The sequence below is a fragment of the Archangium sp. genome (genome assembly GCF_045802675.1).
Taxonomy (GTDB): domain Bacteria; phylum Myxococcota; class Myxococcia; order Myxococcales; family Myxococcaceae; genus Archangium.
The window spans coordinates 1-15,629 of record NZ_JBJMQO010000010.1 but is presented as its reverse complement, the minus strand read 5'-3'; the positions used below and the strand labels follow the sequence as shown (position 1 = coordinate 15,629).

Below are 15,629 nucleotides of genomic sequence, written 5' to 3'. Positions count from 1 at the left end.
CGTGTTCTGAGGACGTTCTGTGCGGCGTGGCTGGGAGCAAGCCTCGCGGCGTGCGGTTCGACGGCGGAAGTCAACGAGGAGGCGGTGCGGGCAGGGGCCAAGGACGTGGACGTCCAGGCGGCCCTGGCGCGCTTCAAGGACGTGCGCGTGCGGGGCATGGAGGATGGCGTCCCGTACTCGGTGACGGGCAACCTGGGCACCCTCAAGGGAGTGGCCGACAAGGTGGGCGCGCTCCGGATGCAGGAGGACGCGCGCGCGGCGGTGGAGGACATCGCTCCGGTGTTCCGCGTGAGCGGTGAGGATCTGGTGTTCAAGCGCGCCACGGTGGACGAGCAGGGCCACCGGCACCTGCGCTTCCAGCAGACGCTCCACGGGCTGCGCGTGGTGGGCGGTGAGCTGGTGCTGCACACGGACGGCGCGGGCAACATCTACGCGGCCAACGGCTCGGCGCGCTCCGGCGAGCAGGTGTCCGCCGCGGCGAAGGTGGCCCCCGAGGCCGCGCTGAAGGCCGCCGTGAACGGCTCCACCGCGCGCGGGGCCTCGGCCCAGGGCGCCAGCCTCGTCTACGTCCGCGCCGAGCACGCCCGGGACGTGCAGCTGGCCTATGAGGTGCGCGTGAAGGGCGAGCGCGACGGCATGCCCGCCGACGACCTCGTCTACGTGGACGCGCAGCGGGGCGGCATCCTGTTGGTGAATCCGCTCGTGCACTCGGCGCTCAACCGCAAGGTGTACACCGCCAACAATGGCACCACCACGCCGGGCACCCTCAAGCGCTCCGAGGGCGGCGCCGCCGTGGGCGACACCCACGTCGACACCAACTACGACAGGCTCGGCCAGACGTACACCTGTTACAAGGACCTCTTCGCCCGCGACTCCATCGACAACGCGGGTGGCACGCTCATCAGCACGGTGCACTACAGCACCAACTACGTGAACGCCTACTGGGATGGCACCCAGATGGTGTACGGCGATGGCAACGGCGTGGACTCGACCATGCTGGGCCTGGACCTGGACGTGACGGTGCACGAGCTCACCCACGCGGTGACGAGCAACGAGTCCAACCTCACCTACTCGGGTGAGTCCGGCGGCCTCAACGAGTCCATGTCCGACATCTTCGCCGGCGTGTGCGAGAGCTACTTCACCGGCACCTGGGCCACCACGCCGGACATCTTCATGATTGGCGAGGACATCTGGACGCCGGCCACGCCCAACGACGCGCTCCGCTACATGGACGACCCGGCGAAGGACGGCTCGTCGCTCGACTTCTACGCGGACTACAGCGGCCAGGACGTGCACTACAGCTCGGGCATCAGCAACCTGGTGTTCGCCATGCTGAGCAAGGGCGGCACGCACCCGCGCGGCAAGTCGACCAACGTGGTGCCCGCCATCGGCGTGGAGAAGGCCGGCCGCATCTTCTACAAGGCCAACACGGACCTCTTCACCGCCTCCACCACCTTCGAGCAGGCCAAGACGTACACGGTGCAGGCCGCCGAGGCGCTCTACGGCGTGGGCTCGGCCGAGTCCGTCGCGGTGACCGAGGCCTGGAAGGCCGTGGGCGTGCCGCCTCTGCCGCCGGTGATCAACCCGCTGAGCAACGGCGTGGCGGTGAGCATCGCCGGCAGCTCGGGCAGCAAGAAGTACTACTCGCTGGACGTGCCCGCCGGGAAGAGCAGCCTCACGTTCGCCATGAGCGGCGGCACCGGTGACGCGGACCTGTACGTGAAGTACGGCGCGCTGCCGACGGCCAGCACCTACGACTGCCGTCCGTACACCGGTGGCAACGCGGAGAGCTGCCCCTTCACCAACCCGGCCGCGGGCACCTGGTACGTGATGGTCAACGGGTACTCCACGTACTCGGGCGCCACGCTCACGGGCACCTACAGCGGCAGGGGCGGCGGCACGGGCACGCCGGTGTCCACCACGGTGAGCGGCAGCGTGGCCTCGAGCCAGAACGTCAACTACCCCGCGTACAGCGTGGTGGCGGGCACCCAGTTCAAGGTCGTGATGTCGGGCACGGGAGACCCGGACCTCTACGTCCGCTTCGGCGCGGCGCCCACCACCACCACCTACAACTGCCGTCCGTATGTCTCGGGCGCCGCCGAGACGTGCGACCTGACGGTGCCGGCGGGCCAGACGAGCGCCTACGTCATGGTGCGCGGCTACACCGCGGCGACCTACACGCTGAACATCAACTACACCAAGCCGTAGTCTCGCGGCCCGGAGTGGGTTGAACGGCGGGCGGCTCTCCTCTCGGGGGCCGCCCGCTGTGTTTTCCGGAGGGGCTCAGCGGCGCAGCACGATGTCCCGCGCGCGGCTCTCTCCGTCACCCACCAGGTCGAACGAGGCGCGCACGGGCGTGCCCTCGGTGAGCTCCTGGAGTGGGACGTGACGGCCCCGGCGCAGGCCCCGGCTGCGGCCGTCGATGCGCAGCTCGTAGACGTTGCCCTCCTCGTCACTCACCTCGAGGGTGCCGGAGCGCACGCGCTTCACCCGGCCCTCCACCGTGCCGGTGGCGATGGTGATGGCCTCCACGGGCGCGTTGGCGGAGATGCGCGTGTTGCCCGCCCGCGCCGACTCCGCCGCCTCGCTCAGCCAGATGCGCTCATCGTCCCCGCGCGAGGACGTGCCTCCCGAGGAACGGCCCGCTATCGGCCGCTCCTGGGTCTCGGAGTCCGTCTCCATCAGCCGTGAGGGAGGTGGCTCCTCGTCCGGGGCGCGCTCCGCCAGGGCCGGTACGGCGGGCTCGGGCGAGGGCTCGGACTGAGGGGGTGGCGCGGGCTCGCGCGCCTCCGCGGAGGGCGCGGGCAGCTCGACGAAGGCGGTGGGCCGCGGCGCGGAGGCTTCGACGGGAGTCTCGGCGGCGGCGCCCGGCGCGGCCTCCGGCTTCCGGCAGCCCGCTGAACAGAGGACACACCAACCCACCAGACCCAACCCCGCCACCCATCTCGGCATCCCATGCCCCCCCACACTCGCCCGCGGGGAAGGTGGGGCTGCGGGCCCGGCGCGGCAATTCCAGCGCTGGCCCCGCGGTGGCGGAAGCGTGAACCACGCGCCATCTGGCTGGCAGGGAGAGCAGGCGGGCCAACAGGCGCCCGCGTGAAGGCCCGCTCCCTGTGAGCCTAGGAGGGCAGCGTGGCGGCCACGGCCCGCACGTGCGTCCGGACGAGCTCGCGGGCCCGGGTGAGCTCCTCCAGGCTCGTGGGCGCGTAGCCGAGGCACAGCACCACCTCGTCCTCGGGAGCGGCGCGCGCGCCCAGGGCGGCGTAGTCGAGCGTGCGCGAGATGGGCTCGCCCTCGGTGTCCGGGGTGAAGCGGCCGAACACGGCGGCGTGCGTGCCCCGGCCGGGCGCGGTCTCCTTCAGGGCCAGCAGGCGGCGCATGGCCTCGAGCGACTCGGGGCGGGCGAGGAGGGCCTCGGGGTCCACCGGCCCCGCGCGCTCCCACTCGAGCAGGCGCAGGCAGCCGCGGACGAACTCCACGTCGGTGATGACGAGCCCGTACAGGTACCAGTCCGCGCACGCCGCCTGGACGAGCCGGGCCTGCCCATCCGAGAGCCACGTGAAGGAGGGGCAGGTGAAGGTTTCACAGATGTCGGCGCGGTAGACGCCGCAGTCGCGCAGGTCCACGCCGCCCGTCACCTTCGGGTGGCCGAGGCACCCCACGCGTGTGCGCTCCGCGTCGAGGAAGCCCAGCAGCGGGCAGACGCGCACGGCGGGGAAGAGGGGAGGCGTGCGGGCCTCCTTCAACGCGCGGGCGGCGGCCCCATACGCCTCGGGCTCCCTGGGCAGCGGGGCGAAGGTGTCCGTCTGCGCGCCGAGGCGCTCGGTGAGCGTGGCGCGCGAGTGGTCCCGGAAGTTGTAGAGGCCGCAGCACGCCCCACACGAGGCGCCCCGGCCCGGCTGGCACAGGTGGAAGGAGACGGACATGGCGTCAGAACCACTCGGGCCGCATCCGCGTGTACGAGTCCTCTGCCGTGCGGCACAACGTCACCAGCGTGCTCACGCGCGGCAGCTCCGTGTGCATCCAATACTGCGCCGCCGCGAGCTTGCCCTCGTAGAAGTCCTTGTCCCTGCCCTGGGCGAGGCCCTCGCGCGCCGCCGCCGCCTGCGCCAGCCACCGCCACGCCACCGTGAGAATCGAGAACAGCTCCATGTAGTGCGCGCTGTGGCGCAGCATCCGCTCCACCTCGCCCGCCATGCCCGCCGCGCCCAGCTCCATCGTCAGCTCCACCACCTGCTGCATGGCCTTGCCGAGCGCCTCGCCCCACTCAGGGTCCACGCCCGCCCGGCGCGCCCGCTCCACCGTGGCCGCCACCTCCTCGCCGAACGTCCGCAGCGCCGCGCCTCCCGCCGCCATCACCTTGCGCCCCAGCAGGTCCAACCCCTGGATGCCCGTGGTGCCCTCGTGGATGCTGTTGAGCTTCTGGTCACGCAGGAAGGCCTCGGGCAGGTACTCGCTCGAGTAGCCGTAACCGCCGTGCACCTGCACCGCGAGCGCATTGGCCTCGAAGCCCTTCTCCGCGGGGAACGTCTTCGCCACCGGCGTGAGCAGGTCCAACAACAGCTGCGCGCGCTGGCGCTCCTCCTCCGTCTTCCCGTGCGCCGCCACGTCCGCCTGCCACGAGGCCGCCGCCAGCAGCGACATGCCGCCCTCCACAATCGCCTTCTGCCGCAGCAGCATCCGCCGCACGTCCGCGTGCTCGATGATGGGGCGCTGGGGCCGCGCGGCGTCCTTCTCCCACGCGGGGCGCCCCTGGGGCCGGTTCCGCGCGTACGCCAGCGCCTCCTGGTACGCCACCGAGGCCGTGGCCACGCCATTGAGGCCCACCATGATGCGCGCCTCGTTCATCATCTGGAACATGTGCGAGAGGCCCTTGCCCGCCTCGCCCACGAGCCAGCCCCGGCAATCCCCGGCCTCGCCGTAGTTGAGCGCCACGCTGGGAATGCCCTTCCAGCCAATCTTGTGGATGGCGCCCGTCACGCGCACGTCGTTGTCCACCAGCCGCCCGTTCTCCGGCCGGCGCGCGGGCACGGCGAAGAGCGACAGGCCCCGAGTGCCCGCCGGAGCGCCCTCGATGCGCGCCAGCGTGAGGTGCACCACGTTGTCCGTGAAGTCCTGGTCCCCGCCGCTGATGAAGATCTTCGAGCCGGTGATGCGGTACGTGCCGTCTCCAACCGGAGTGGCCCGGGTGCGCACGTCCGCGAGGCTGCTGCCCGCCTGGGGCTCGGTGAGGGCCATGGTGCCCGTCCACTCGCCGCTGTGCATGCGGGACATGAGCTCGTCCTTGAGCCAGGGGCTGCCGAAGGCCTCGATGAGGTGCGCCGCGCCGCTGGTGAGTCCGACGAAGCCATACGCACTCAGGTTGGCCGCCATGAGGTACGCCGAGGCCACCGAGAACACGGTGAGGGGCAGCTGCTGGCCTCCGGCCTCGGCGGGCAGGGTGGCGGTGAGCAGGCCGAGCTCCACCAGCCGCGGGTAGAGCTTGCGCATCAGCGGGTGCACGTGGACGCGGCCGTCGCGGAACACCGGCGGCTCGAGGTCCATGAGGCGGTAGGTGGGGAAGAGCACGTCGCGGGCGAAGCGGCGCGTGCTGTCGAGGAAGAGGGTGAACGTCTCGCGCGAGTGGTCCGCGAAGGCCGGGAGCTGACAGAGCGACGCGGTGTCCAGCACCTCGTAGAGCTGGAAGTCCACGTCGCGGTCGGAGAGCAGCGGGTTCGAGGCGGGGGCGGTCATGGGGGGAGTGTTATGCCACAGGCGAGGAATTCAGCTTGAGGGCGAAGGTATGGAGCGCTTTGCCCAGGAGGGGAGGGGCTGCCCGGCTGCCCCCCTCGAAACCCCATTCTGAAGCAGGGCTTAACAGCCCATTGGCTCCAGGGCGCCTAGTCTTCCGCGAGACCGGGGCGTATCTCTCTTCGTGTCGGGTCCCACGGGTTCGACTGAACGACTGAAGGAGGAACGCACATGGATGCCCACAAGCCCGCCACCGCTGCCCAGAAGGCCATCGGCGACCTCGCACCGAAGCTGGCCGAGCTCACCGACGAAGTGCTGTTCGGGGACGTCTGGGAGCGGCCGCAGCTGTCCAAGCGCGACCGCAGCCTGATCACCTGCGCGGCGCTGGTGGCGACCGGAAAGACGGAGCAGATGACCTTCCACTTCCCGCGTGCCATCGAGAACGGCGTGACGCAAGAGGAGCTCGTCGAGCTCATCACCCACCTGGCGTTCTACGTCGGCTGGCCCAACGCCATGTCGGCCGTGGCGCGCGCCAAGGAGCTGTTTGGGAAGAAGCAGCCTTGAGGTCCGCCCTGCCGTGGAGAGTCAGGCAAGGGAGAGCCGCATGCGAGTAGGCATGAAAAGAGGCCCGGAACTGGCGTACCGGTCCGGGTGGTTGAGGAGATAGGACGTATGCACGTTTTCGAGCTCATCATCGCGTTGTTGCTCGCCGGTGCGGCCCTCACCGCGCTGTCCCGGCGCATCGGGACTCCCTACCCGGCGATGGTGGCGCTCGCTGGCGCGGGCCTGGCGCTCGTTCCTGGCACGCCGACGCTGGTGCTGGATCCCGAGCTCGCGCTCACGCTCTTCGTCGCGCCGGTGCTGCTGGACGCCGCGTTCGATGCCTCCCAGCGCGACCTCCGGGCGAACTGGCGGACGGTCACTGGCCTCGCCATCGGCGCCGTTGCACTCACCATCGTCGTCGTCGCGGTGGTCGCCCGCCTGCTCGTGCCCGGCATGCCTTGGGCCGTCGCGGTCGCGCTCGGCGCCATCGTCGCGCCTCCTGACGCGGCGGCCGCGACCGCCGTCCTCAAGCAGCTCCGTCCGCCGCACCGGCTCCTCGTCATCCTCGAGGGCGAGAGCCTCTTCAATGATGCGAGCGCGCTGCTCATCTACCGGCTCGCCGTCAGTGCGACGCTCGCGGGCGCGCTATCGGGGGCGGGCGTGATTCCCCTGCTCCTCATCGTCACCGTGGGCAGTGTGGTGCTCGGGTTCGTGCTGGCTCGGGTGATGGTCGTGCTGATCGCGCGGATCAACGACGTCGCCATGGCGGTCGTCGTTCAGTTCTGCGGGACGTTCGCGGTCTGGATGCTCGCGGAGCGGCTCCACCTCTCCGGCATCCTCACCGTGGTCGTCTTCGCGATGGCGGCCGCCCGCCGCGCCGCGGACGTGACTCCGGCTCGCCTCCGGATTCCCTCGTACGCGGTCTGGGATTTCGCCGTGTTCGTGTTGAACGTGCTCGCCTTCATCCTCGTCGGCTTCCAGCTGAAGGGGATCCTCGGCCGGATCGACTCGCGCACGCTCCTCGAGTACGTCGGTGTCGCGGCCGCAGTGTGCGTCGCGACGATCCTCGCGCGGATCGCCTGGGTGTCGGGGGCCGCGGCCTTCAGCCGCTGGCGGTGCCGTCCAGCGCCGGACGGCACCCAGGGTCCTCGCGACACGGTGGCCCTGTCGAAGCCCGCGGCGGCGGTCGTCGGGTGGTGCGGCATGCGAGGAATCGTCACCCTCGCCGCGGCGCTCGCCCTTCCGACCGGTGGAGCCGACGGGCCCGCGTTTCCCTACCGCGACCTGGTCCTGTTCACCGCGTTCTCCGTCGTGCTCGGGACGCTCGTCGTCCAGGGCATGACGCTGCGCCCCCTCATCAACGTGCTCAAGCTCCAGGACGACGACTCGGTGGAGCGGGAGGTGCGGCTCGCCCGCGTCGAGACGTTGCGCGCCGCGCTCTCGGCCACGGACGGGCTGGCCGGCGACGAGATGTCGGGGCTGATGCGCCGCCGCTACGAGCTGATGCTCCGGCGCGCCGAAGCGGAGCTGGCCGGCGACGGCCCCGCACCTGACGGGGCGGCCGCGAGTGACGGCCGTGCGTTCAACGACGACGCGGCCATCGTGCGCAGGGCTACAGCGGCCGAGCGGCAGCGGCTCCTCGCGCTACGGGCGGACGGCACCATCGGCGATGCGGCCTTCCAGCGAGTCGAGCAGGAGCTCGACCTGGAGGAGTTGGACTTGCAGCAGCGCTGAAGGCGGCGACTTCGCGGGGGGCTCGGGGGAGCCCTTCACGCGAAGAGCTTCTTGGCCATGCTCCCGTAGGCGCTCATGATCTCCGAGGCCGTCTTGTCCTTGAGCCCGGCGATCGCGTTCTGCACGTCGGCATCGGAGCTCACCGCGGCGGCGTCGGTCTTGAGCTGGGCCAGATGCGCCGCATACGCCTCCGCCACGTACTTCGAATAGGGGAAGACGACGCCCAGGGGCCGCCGGTCCTTGGTCGCGAGGATGGACGCGACGTCCATGAGCCAGCAATCCAGCAGGTCGGTCAGGTCCTCGTCCGTGTAGAGGAGTTTCCCGTTGACGGGAACCGTCAGGTACATGGAGATGAGGGTGGCGAACTCCCCCATGAGATTCCGGTAATAGTCATACCGGGGCGAGCCGTAGCAACACGCGAAGATGTGATCGGACTGGCTCGCCTCCACGGGGACGTAGGTCCACTTGGTCAACGGGTCGGCGATCTTCATCTTGTTCTTGAGGGTCGTCGCCTCGTTCCCGTAAGCCTTGTCTCCGATTCCCTCGTCCGCCATGTAGTGCGCGCCCACCTCATGGCAGAGCATGCCCATGACGTACCCCACCGAGTAGCCCTTCAGGAACCAACTGGAGATGGTGATCTCCAGGTCTCCGCCCTTCGAGGCGGGATTGGCGATGCTCGCGGGGTTGGTGGTGTTGTTGACGAAGAACCGGCAGTCATTCGCGCCAGCGAACACCTGGATGCTGCCACTCTTGCCGATGATGTTCTTCAGACCCTCGCTCCTGCGAGCGTCGATCTTCGCCACCTGCGTCACGTCGATGTCCATGGCGTTCCCGGGGGGCCGCCCCAGGGGACTCTTCGAGCCCGGGGCGGGAGAAGCGGTGTGCACAGCTCGTACGTCGACCGCGCCCGCATGATGAAGGGGAGCCCGGCCGGCGTAAAGGACCCGTCAGGAGGCCGACGTGGTGGTCGCTCACAGCGCGTGCGCGGCCAACTCCCGGGCCGCGTCCACGAAGAGGCGCAGGGCCGGAGAGCGCTGCGCACGGCTGGGGAAGTAGAGGAAGAAGCCCGGGACCGTGGGGGCGTAGGACTCGAGCACCCGCTGCAGCCGCCCGGTGCGCAGCTGCTCCGCCACCAGGGGCTCCAAGACGTACGCCAGCCCCAGGCCCTGCTCCGCGAGGGACGCGCTCAGCTGGTTGTCGTTGCTGACCACGCCCCCGCGCACCGGCACGCGCCAGTTCCGGCGGCCCCGCTCCAGCTCCCAGGCATAGAGCGCCCCGGTGGTCCGCATGCGGAAGGTGATGCACTCGTGGCGCAGCAGATCCTCGGGCCGCTGGGGCGTCCCGTGCCGCTCGAGGTAGCCGGGCGCGCCCACCACGATGAAGCGGAAGGCGTCGGTGAGCCGCACCTGCACCATGTCGCGCTCGATGGACTCGCTCAGCCGCACGCCCGCGTCGTAGCCCTCCGCCACGATGTCCACGAAGCGCTCCTCGATGACGACCTCCACCTCGATTCGCGGGTGACGCTCGCGGAAGGTGTGGACCACCGGGGTGATGACGTAGGGCACCGCCGCCCGCGGCACCGACAGCCGCACCCGGCCCACTGTCTCTCCCGGTTTCGCGGAGACCTCGGTGAGGGTGGCGAGCGCCTGTCCCAGGGCGGGGCCCGCGCCCTCCACGAGCCGCCTGCCCGCATCCGTCAGCGACACGCTGCGCGTCGTGCGGGTGAGCAGCACCACGCGCAGCTGCTCCTCGAGCTGCCGCACCGCCTGGCTCACCGCGGGGGTGGAGACGCCGAGCTCGCGCGCCGCGCCGCTGAAGCTGCGCAGGCGGGCCACGGCGAGGAATACCTGGAGCTGCGAGAGGGGGGCCGTATTCATGGCGAGACTCGAAGGCGACGAGGCGACCGAGGCGCTCACGCCTCACTGTTAAGCACCGCTTAAGAGCCTATTGGCTCCCTGGGGCGTAGTCATCCGCGGCCCCGGTGTGTACTTCTATTCGTGAACAGGGCGGAACGGCCCCGAACCCAAGCTGGAGACACATGCCCACCGTCAATGCCTACGCGGCCACGGCCGCGACCCAACCCCTCGGTCCGACGAAGATCCAGCGTCGTGACCTCGGCCCGCGCGACGTCCTCATCGAGATCAAGTTCTGCGGCATCTGCCACTCCGACATCCACCACTGCCGTGGTGATTGGGGCTCGCAGACCTACCCCGTCGTCCCTGGCCACGAGATCGCTGGGATCGTCGCCCAGGTCGGCTCCAAGGTCACCAGGCATGCGGCCGGCGACCGGGTCGGCGTCGGCTGCATGGTCGGCTCCTGCGGTGAGTGCACCAACTGCCGCAAGGGTGAGGAGCAGCACTGCCTCAAGGGAATGACCCCGACCTACGGCGGCATCGGGGAGGACGGCCAGCTCACCCAGGGCGGCTACTCCACCCACATCGTCGTGACCGAGGACTTCGTCCTCAAGATTCCCGAGGGCATCGGCCTCGACGCCGCCGCGCCGCTGCTGTGCGCCGGCATCACGACGTACGCGCCGCTGCGCCACTGGGGCGCTGGCCCCGGCAAGAAGGTGGCCATCGTCGGTCTGGGCGGGCTCGGGCACATGGCCGTGAAGCTGGCGCACGCGATGGGGGCTGACGTCACCGTCCTGTCGCAGTCGCTCAGCAAGAAGGAGGACGGCCTGCGCCTCGGCGCGGACCACTACTACGCCACGAAGGATCCGGAGACGTTCAAGAAGCTCGCTGGAACGTTCGACCTCATCGTGAACACGGTGAGCGCGAAGATCGACCTCAACGCCTACCTGTCCCTGCTGGCCCTGGACGGCGCCCTGGTCAACGTGGGCGCACCCTCGGAGCCGCTCTCGCTCAACGTGTTCTCCCTCATCATGCCCCGTAGGTCGTTCGCGGGTTCGCTGATCGGCGGCATCCGCCAGACCCAGGAGATGCTGAACTTCTGCGCCCGGCACCACCTCGGCGCCGACATCGAGGTCATCCCGGCCAGCAAGATCAACGACGCCTGGGAGCGCGTGCTCGCCTCCGATGTCCGCTACCGGTTCGTGATCGACGCCGCGACCCTGAAATAGCCACGAAAGAGCCACGGCCCGCTCCGCGCCCGGATCCCCTCGGCTGCGGGGCGGGTGCCTGCCTACGCACCACCACTTCTAGAAGGGAGACAGCATGCTGACCCAACGCAAGCTCGGACGGCAGGGGCTCGAGGTTTCGGCCCTCGGGCTGGGGTGTATGGGAATGAGCCAGTCCTACGGCACCCCGGATGAGCGCGAGTCCCTCGCCACCCTCCAGCGCGCCCTCGAGCTCGGGGTGACGTTCTTCGACACCGCCGAGGTGTATGGCCCCTTCCACAACGAGGAGCTCCTGGGGCGCGCGCTGCAGGGGCGGCGCGACCAGGCGGTCATCGCCACCAAGTTCGGCTTCCGCATCGAGGGCGGGAAGGTTTCGGGCCTCGACAGCCGGCCGGAGCACGTGCGCGAGGTGGTGGAGGCCTCGCTGCGCCGGCTGCGCACCGACCACATCGACCTGCTCTACCAGCACCGCGTCGACAAGCAGGTGCCCATCGAGGACGTCGTGGGCGCGATGGCGCAGCTGGTCCGCGAGGGCAAGGTCCGCTACCTGGGGCTGTCCGAGGCAGGGGAGGAGACAATCCGCCGCGCCCACGCCGTGCACCCCATCTCGGCGCTGCAGAGCGAGTACTCGCTCTGGGAGCGCAACCTCGAGGAGCGCATCCTCCCGGTGCTGCGCGAGCTCGGCATCGGCCTGGTGCCGTTCGCTCCGCTCGGCCGCGGCTTCCTCACCGGCACCGTCCAGCGCGCCGAGTCCTTCCCGGAGGGCGACGTCCGCCGGAACGACCCGCGCCTCCAGGGCGCGAACTTCGACGCGAACCAGCGCATCGCCGGGGTGGTGAAGGCCGTGGCCCAGCGCAAGGGCGCGACTCCGGGGCAGGTGGCGCTGGCGTGGCTGCTGACCCGGGGTGAGGACCTCGTGCCCATTCCCGGCACCAAGCGCCGCAAGTACCTGGAGGAGAACGTGGCCGCGGCGGAGCTGGTGCTCACCGCCGCCGAGGCCGCGGAGCTCGATGCGGCCGTTCCGGTCGGTGCGACGGCGGGCCCCCGCTACAGCCCGCAGCAGATGGCGATGCTCGATCGCTGAGGGACTCTCGCCGGCTCGCGAAGCCGCCGCCGGTGAGCGGGACTCGCGCCACCGGGCTCCTCGTCTCCGCGAGCCCCCTTGCTTGCCGTAGAAGGGCCTCCCCGCGCCCAGGAGAACCCTCTGCCTGGCCCTGTTGAAATCAGGTACCTTGCCGAGCAGCGGCCGCCCTCGGCGGCCCTGGAGCACCCCATGCTTCGCATCCTCAGCAGCGTACTGGTTGTCCTCTCCCTGAGCGGCTGTGCGGCGGCGCCTCCTCGCCCACCCGCCACCGCCCCGCCCACAGGAGCCGCGCCCATGCAACTCGGCAACTTTTCCGTCAGCCTCGCCGTCAAGGACATCGCCGTCTCCCGCGCGTTCTACGAGAAGCTCGGCTTCCGTGCCATCGGCGGTGACCAGGCCCAGAACTGGCTCATCATGCAGAACGAGACCAGCACCATCGGCCTCTTCCAAGGCATGTTCGACAAGAACATTCTGACTTTCAATCCCGGCTGGGACCGCAACGCCAAGCCGCTCGCCGACTTCGACGACGTCCGCGAGCTCCAGCGCACCCTCCAGGCCCGCGGCATCACCCTCGTCTCCGCCGCCGACGAGTCCTCCACTGGCCCCGCGAGCCTCATGCTCATCGACCCCGATGGCAACCCCATCCTGATTGATCAGCACGTCCCGAAGCCGAAGCGCTGAGGACGCGCTCACGGTCCATTGCAAAAGAGACACGATTCCGCGGACTCGGCGTGGGAGGGTCCTCCGTCAGGCCCAGCGTGGTCGAGATCTCAGCCCGAGGGAGTGTGTCCCCGGGCGAGCCCGGGGGCCTCACGGCGCCACGCACCCGTTGTTCTGGAACACGCGCATGGAGCCGCTGGCCTGGTTGGCCACCGTGATCAGGTCCAGTCGCCCATCGCGGTTCACGTCGGCCGCTAGGAGCCCCATCGGGTTCTTCCCGGCGGGGTAGACGATGGGCGCCGAGAACGACGCGGCTCCGTTTCCGCGCACGAGCGCGATCGAAGACGTCGTGGCGTTCGCGAACGCGAGGTCGAGGTCGCCGTCCTGGTCGAAGTCGCCCGCCGCCATGCCCGAGCTTCCGCCCGTGGCGAAGCTCACCGGAGCCGCGAACGCACCCAGACCGTCACCCGCGAGGAAGTTCGCGATGCTGCCCGAATTCATCGTCACGAGGTCCACCTTGCCGTCGCCGTTGAAGTCGCCGGCGACGACCTCGTAGGGCGTGGTCCCGGCCGGGTAGGTGGTGGCGGTCCCGAGGGTGCCGTTGGGGGTACTGCCCGTGCCACCCATGAGGTGCACGCTGACCGTGTTGGCGATCGTGAGCGGTGCGATGACGTCCTGGCGCCCATCGCCGTTCACGTCCGCGGCGATCACGGGACCCGTGGATCCCACGTTCGTCTCCGTGCCGTAGAAGTAACTGCCAGTCCCCGCGCCGGAGTTGATGAACGCAAACGTTCCGGACTGGGTCGCGAGCAGGTCGACGTTACCGAGCCCGTCGAAATTGCCCGTGACGAGTCCGTAGGGCGAGCCCGAGGACTGCTGGTACATCGTGCGCCCGTCGCTGAGCGCGCGGTACGAGCCGGGCTGTCCCGCCACGCTGTAGAAGAACTTCTCGAAGTTCCAGCTGCTCGTGTCGGAGCGCGTGTACAGCACGAGGTCCGTCGTCCCGTCGCCGTTGAAGTCGCCGAATGCGCCGCCTCGCGGGTAGTCGTTGTGGAGGTAGGCGTTGCCGGGGGCGGGATAGAAGATGTTGACGGTCGAGCGGTAGAAGTTGCCCTGCGCCGGGTCGTTGCGCATCACGCTCACGAGCAGGTTCGTCGTGGACTGCCTGTCCTGGTCGAACACGATGACGTCCGGGTAGCCATCGCCATCCATCTGACCAATGGTCGCCCCTTGCGGCCAGGGGCCGGTCGCGTACTGCACCGGAGCGAGGAAGGTCCCGTCTCCGCGGCCGCGGAGGATCGCGATGCCGTCCGCACCGCCGCCGAGGAGGTCCAGCTTGCCGTCGCCATCGACGTCCGCCGCGGCGACCGCTCGGACCGCGCCGGCGGGGAAGCGCTGCTGCTCGAGGCCACGCGGCTGGAGCGCGATCGTCCCGTCGGTATAGGCGGCGGAGACGATCTCCTTGGTCCCGTTGCCGTCGAAGTCCGCGAACGCGACGGTCGAGGTCCCGGGCCCGGTCGACGTCCCGTTCGAGCGAGCGAAGACCCCGTTCCCCGGGTTGATCAGCACGGTGACCCGTCCATCGGCGCTCGGCGTCGCGCCTCCCTGGTTCGGCGAGGCGACGATGAGGTCGATGTCGCCATCCTTGTCGTAGTCCGCGGCGATCACCTGCTGCGAGTAGAGGTCGGTCGACTGGAAGCCGTTGACCTGGACGAAGGCAGGCGCGCCGAGCGTGCCGTCACCGTTGCCGAAGAGCACGCTCACGTTGCTGTCGTAGAACGTGTTGTTCGCCGTCGCGACGTCCAGCTTGCCGTCGCCGTTGAAGTCCGCTGCGACGACCGAGATCGGGTAGACGTTGCTCGTGGGGTGGGCCCTGGTCGTGTACGCCTTGGTGAAGACGCCGGCGCCGTTGCCGAGCCCGATGTAGATCTGCTCAGGCCCGTAGTTGTTGTTCACGCTCACGGAGTCCAGCTTGCCGTCGCCGTTGAAGTCGCCGAACGCCACTCCCGTTCCGCCCGTGAGGCTGGGCAGGCCGAAGGGATAGTCGGTCTGGAAGGTCCCGTCGCCGTTGCCGGGCCACAGGGTCGAGTGCGATGCGAGGTCGAGCTTGCCGTCGCCGTTGAAGTCGACCGCCTCGAGGTAGAGCAGGCCGTCCGTCGCGTCATACAGCGCCGGCGCGCCGAACTTGCCGCCACCGAGCCCCTTGAGGATCGCGAACTTCTTCGACGTGAGCGAGGCGACGATGTCCACCTTGCCGTCGGCGTCGAAGTCTCGCGCGAGGAGGAACTGGACGTTGCCGCCCGCGGGGATGAGCGGCTGGGCGCCGAAGATCGGCGTCCCGCTGCAGACGACCATCGTCGGCGTAGCGGGGTTGCTCGTGGCCGCGGGGCTAGAGGACACCGCGTTATTGGCCACCACCGAGAACGTGTAGGTCACGCCGTTGGGCAGCCGCGTGTACTTCACGCTCGTCGACTGGGTGACCTTCACCGCGCTGCCCGGGCTCGCGGTCACCGTGTAGCCGGTGAGCGGCACGCCGCCCGTGCTGGCCGAGGCGGTCCAGGTGACCGTCACCTCGGTGTCGCCGGCGGTCGCGACCACGTTCGTCGGCGCGCTGGGCGTGCCCGCGGGGGAGATGGGCTGCGAGGCATCCGAGACCGGTCCCGCGCCGTTCGCATTGGTGGCGACGGCGGTGAACGTGTAGCTCGTGCCGTTGGTGAGCCCCGTGAACTCGAACGGCCCCGTGGCCTGGGTCATCGTCACGTTGCCCGGCTGCCGGGTCACGCTCCAGGAGGTGATGGG

At 69.9% G+C, this 15,629-nt stretch carries 12 protein-coding genes; 6 read left to right on the top strand and 6 right to left on the bottom strand.

Going from position 1 to position 15,629, the window contains the following annotated elements; genetic code table 11:
• Positions 1 to 84: 84 nt before the first annotated feature.
• Entirely contained in the window at positions 85 to 2,208 is a 2,124-nt protein-coding gene (locus ACJ8AN_RS02250) for a M4 family metallopeptidase (RefSeq protein WP_407753530.1), read from the top strand.
• Positions 2,209 to 2,283: 75 nt separating this feature from the next.
• Here ACJ8AN_RS02250 and ACJ8AN_RS02245 read toward each other — a convergent pair whose 3' ends face one another.
• From ACJ8AN_RS02245 to ACJ8AN_RS02235, 3 genes are all read right to left on the bottom strand, one after another.
• Positions 2,284 to 2,952: a hypothetical protein gene (locus ACJ8AN_RS02245; protein ID WP_407753529.1), complete on the bottom strand. Its 669-nt coding sequence runs from the start codon at positions 2,950 to 2,952 to the stop codon at positions 2,284 to 2,286.
• A 167-nt stretch (positions 2,953 to 3,119) separates the two neighbouring features.
• On the bottom strand, positions 3,120 to 3,926 hold the full coding sequence (locus ACJ8AN_RS02240; protein WP_407753528.1) for a hypothetical protein: 807 nt from the start codon (positions 3,924 to 3,926) through the stop codon (positions 3,120 to 3,122).
• Positions 3,927 to 3,930: 4 nt separating this feature from the next.
• The gene (locus ACJ8AN_RS02235; RefSeq protein WP_407753527.1) at positions 3,931 to 5,733 is read right to left on the bottom strand and encodes an acyl-CoA dehydrogenase; all 1,803 of its coding nucleotides are present in this window, start codon (positions 5,731 to 5,733) and stop codon (positions 3,931 to 3,933) included.
• Between the two features lie 228 nt (positions 5,734 to 5,961).
• On the opposite strand from ACJ8AN_RS02235, the gene ACJ8AN_RS02230 reads away from it, so the two are divergent.
• Positions 5,962 to 6,294: a carboxymuconolactone decarboxylase family protein gene (locus ACJ8AN_RS02230; RefSeq protein ID WP_407753526.1), complete on the top strand. Its 333-nt coding sequence runs from the start codon at positions 5,962 to 5,964 to the stop codon at positions 6,292 to 6,294.
• A 108-nt stretch (positions 6,295 to 6,402) separates the two neighbouring features.
• On the top strand, positions 6,403 to 8,007 hold the full coding sequence (locus tag ACJ8AN_RS02225; RefSeq protein WP_407753525.1) for a Na+/H+ antiporter: 1,605 nt from the start codon (positions 6,403 to 6,405) through the stop codon (positions 8,005 to 8,007).
• 35 nt (positions 8,008 to 8,042) lie between these two features.
• Here the strand turns inward: ACJ8AN_RS02225 and ACJ8AN_RS02220 are convergent, their stop codons facing one another.
• Together ACJ8AN_RS02220 and ACJ8AN_RS02215 are read right to left on the bottom strand one after the other, a co-directional pair.
• Positions 8,043 to 8,831 (bottom strand): hypothetical protein, encoded by a 789-nt coding sequence (locus ACJ8AN_RS02220; protein WP_407753524.1) that lies wholly within the window; start codon positions 8,829 to 8,831, stop codon positions 8,043 to 8,045.
• A gap of 147 nt (positions 8,832 to 8,978) precedes the next feature.
• On the bottom strand, positions 8,979 to 9,884 hold the full coding sequence (locus ACJ8AN_RS02215; protein WP_407753523.1) for a LysR family transcriptional regulator: 906 nt from the start codon (positions 9,882 to 9,884) through the stop codon (positions 8,979 to 8,981).
• 161 nt (positions 9,885 to 10,045) lie between these two features.
• Between ACJ8AN_RS02215 and ACJ8AN_RS02210 the strand changes: the two genes are divergently transcribed.
• The 3 genes from ACJ8AN_RS02210 (at position 10,046) to ACJ8AN_RS02200 (ending at position 12,851) form a co-directional block, all read left to right on the top strand.
• Positions 10,046 to 11,089 (top strand): NAD(P)-dependent alcohol dehydrogenase, encoded by a 1,044-nt coding sequence (locus ACJ8AN_RS02210; RefSeq protein WP_407753522.1) that lies wholly within the window; start codon positions 10,046 to 10,048, stop codon positions 11,087 to 11,089.
• Positions 11,090 to 11,186: 97 nt separating this feature from the next.
• Positions 11,187 to 12,170 carry an aldo/keto reductase gene (locus tag ACJ8AN_RS02205; RefSeq protein WP_407753551.1) on the top strand — a complete coding sequence of 328 codons (984 nt, stop codon included), beginning with the start codon at positions 11,187 to 11,189 and terminating at the stop codon, positions 12,168 to 12,170.
• Positions 12,171 to 12,464: 294 nt separating this feature from the next.
• Positions 12,465 to 12,851 (top strand): VOC family protein, encoded by a 387-nt coding sequence (locus ACJ8AN_RS02200; RefSeq protein ID WP_407753521.1) that lies wholly within the window; start codon positions 12,465 to 12,467, stop codon positions 12,849 to 12,851.
• 129 nt (positions 12,852 to 12,980) lie between these two features.
• On the opposite strand, the gene ACJ8AN_RS02195 is transcribed toward ACJ8AN_RS02200, so the two are convergent.
• Positions 12,981 to 15,629: FG-GAP-like repeat-containing protein (locus tag ACJ8AN_RS02195; RefSeq protein WP_407753520.1), on the bottom strand; the 2,649-nt coding region annotated here is incomplete at its 5' end.